This window comes from Streptomyces sp. NPDC001157, from assembly GCF_053598255.1.
Genome location: NZ_JBSFJW010000086.1, coordinates 1 through 3,020, shown reverse-complemented (window position 1 = coordinate 3,020; position 3,020 = coordinate 1). Strand labels below are relative to the sequence as shown.

Genomic DNA, 3,020 nt, shown 5'->3' with positions numbered 1-3,020 from the left:
GAACCCCCGGCCGATCCTCACGCGCCACCACCACCGCCTGACGCACCCCAGCAGCACCCTCAAGCACCGCCTCCACCTCACCCAGCTCAATACGGTGGCCGCGGATCTTCACCTGGGAGTCGATGCGGCTGACGTATTCCAGATCGCCGTCGGCACGCCATCGGCCGAGGTCGCCGGTGCGGTACATACGGGTGCCGGGGGCCCCGAACGGGTCCGGCACGAAGCGCTGCGCGGACTCCGCCGGACGCCTGACGTATCCCCGCGTCACTCCTGTTCCGGCGATGTAGATCTCTCCGACCCGGCCGGCGGGAACCGGCCGCAGGGCGCTGTCCAGGACATAGACGCGCAGGTTCGCGGCGGGCCGGCCGACCGGGACGGCTGCTCCCACGACGTCGGGGCCGAACCGGCGGCTGGTGGAGTAGATCGACACTTCCGTGGGGCCGTAGAGGTTGATCAGCTCCGCGTTCAGCAGGCCCTGGAAGCGCCGCGCCAGCGCGGTGCTCATCACCTCTCCGCCGCAGAAGACCTGACGCAGGGAGGTACAGCCCGCCGCGGCCGGAGCGCTCACGAACAGTTCCAGCGTGGACGGGACGAACTGCGCGGTGGTGACGTTCTCCCGCTGGATCAGTCCCGCCAGGTAGTCGGGGTCCTCGTGCCCGTACGCCTCCGCCACCACGATCGTCGCGCCGACCATCAGGGGCCAGAACAGTTCCCAGACCGAGGGGTCGAAGCTGGTCGACGTCTTGTGCAGCACCCGTTCGCCGGGGCCCAGCGGGAACCGCTCCTGCTTCCAGCACAGGTAGTTCACGATGCCCCGGTGCTCCACCACGATGCCCTTGGGGCGGCCGGTGGATCCGGACGTGTAGATGACGTACGCGGGGTCCGAGGTCCGGGGCCGCCGGGTCGCCGCCGGAGGGGACGCCGAGGCGGCGTCAGCCAGCAGCGCGGGGAGCGACTCCGCCGTGATGCGCAGGGCGGGCTGCGCGTCCTGCAGCATGTGCCGCACCCGGTCCTCCGGGTAGTCGGGGTCGACGGGGAGGTAGGCGGCCCCGCTCTTGTGGACCGCGTACAGCGACACCACCAGGTCCAGGGAGCGCGGCAGCGACACGGCGACGGTCTCGCCCGGTGCCGCGCCCGCCGCGGCCAGGACCGAGGCGAGCTCGGTGGCGCGTTCGTCCAGCTCGCGGTAGGTCAGCCGCTCGGTGCCGCAGATGACCGCGACGGCGTCGGGGGTGCGGCGCACCTGGGCCTCGAACACCTCGGGCAGGGTGGCGGCGGGCACCTCAAGCGCGGTGTCGTTCCACTTCTCGACGATGCGGGCGCGCTCCTCACCGGAGAGCAGCTCGATGCGTCCCACCGGCGTGGCGGGCGCCTCGACCACCGTCCGCAGCAGCGTCCGCAGCCGCTCGCCGAAGTCCCGCACCGTGTCCCGGTCGAACACGTCCGCGCGGTAGTTGAGCTCCAGCCGCAGCCGCTCACCGGGGTAGGTGATCAGGCTCAGCGGGTAGTGGGTGGTGCCGCTGGTGTCGCCGTTCTCGACGGTGATCCGCAGGCCGGGGACGGCCTGGCGTATCGCCGCCCGGTCCAGCGGGTAGTTCTCGAAGACGGTCGTGGTGTCGAAGAGTTCACCCAGACCGGCCAGCCGCTGGATCTCGGCGAGGCCGAGATGGTGGTGCTCGCCCAGCGCCGACTGCTCGCGCTGCACCCTGTCCAGTAGATCGCCGATGGGTTCGGCGGGATCGATCCGGATGCGGGCCGGCACGGTGTTGATCAGCAGGCCGACGATCTCCTCGACGCCCGGCAGTTGGGGCGGGCGCCCCGAGACCGTCGTGCCGAACACCACGTCCGACTGCTGTGTCAGCTCACCGACCAGCAGCGCCCAGGCGCCCTGGACGACGGTGTTCAGGGTCAGTTGGCGGCGGCGCGCGGCCACACCCAGCGCGGTGGTGAGGTCCTCGTCCAGCTCCACGGTCTGCCGGGCGGGCATCGCCGTGGTGTCGGCGGTGGTGCTGCCCGGGGCCACGAGCGTCGGGGCGTCGAGACCCTCCAGCGCCGTACGCCATGCCTGTGCGGCGACGTCCCTGTCCTGCCGTACCAGCCACCGCAGGTAGTCGGAGTAGGGGACGACGGCCGGCAGTTGCGAGGCGTCGCCGCCCCGGGCGTACAGCTCGAACAGGTCGCGCAGCACCAACGGCGTCGACCAGCCGTCCAGCGCGATGTGGTGGACGGTGAGGACCAGGACGTGCCGGTCCGCGGCCAGCCGTACGAGGGCGAAGCGCACCAGCGGCGGGCGCTCCAGATCGAACCGGCGGGGCTTGTCCTCGGCCAGGAGCCGGTTCAGCTCGACGTGCTGCTCGGCCGTCGGCAGGTCGCTGAGGTCCACGTCGGTCCAGGGCACCTCGACGTCGCGGGCGAGGACCTGGGCGACGTCACCGCCGGCCGTCCTGAAGAAACCGGCCCGCAGGCTGGCGTGCCGGTTCACGAGTTCCTGGCAGGCCGTGTGCAGGTGCTGCGCCGAGAGGGTTCCCTCAAGGCCGAAGACGGTCTGCACGTTGTAGACGTCGACGCCATCCTCGTCGTAGAGCGCGTGGAAGAGCATGCCCTCCTGCAGGGGGGACAGCGGCAGGACGGCCTCGACGCCGTACGGCGCCCACTGCGTCTCCAGGCGGGTCCGCTCGTCCGGGTCGAGGGTGACCAGCGGGGTGCCGGGCTCCTGCGGACGTGACGCCTCGGGGGCGAGGTCGCGGGCTGCCTCGGCCAGCTTGGCGACCGTCCGGTGCTGGAAGACCGCCTGCGGTGTCAGTTCGAGCCCCGCCCGGCCGGCGCGGGAGACGAGCTGGATGGAGACGATCGAGTCACCACCCAGGTCGAAGAAGCTGTCGTCGACACCGACCCGCTCCACACCCAGCACCTCAGCAAACAAGGCACACAACAACCGCTCCCGCTCCGTACGCGGCTCACGACTGTCCGCCCCACCACCGAACTCCGGAACCGGCAACACCCGCCGGTCCACCTTCCCG

General features: G+C 71.5%; 1 protein-coding gene. It reads right to left on the bottom strand.

All coding sequences use genetic code 11. The annotated features are described in order from the left end of the window. Positions 1-2,902 (bottom strand): amino acid adenylation domain-containing protein (locus ACWDAG_RS47630; protein ID WP_450701850.1); only part of this gene is annotated, 2,902 nt, incomplete at its 3' end. Between the last annotated feature and the right edge of the window lie 118 nt (positions 2,903-3,020).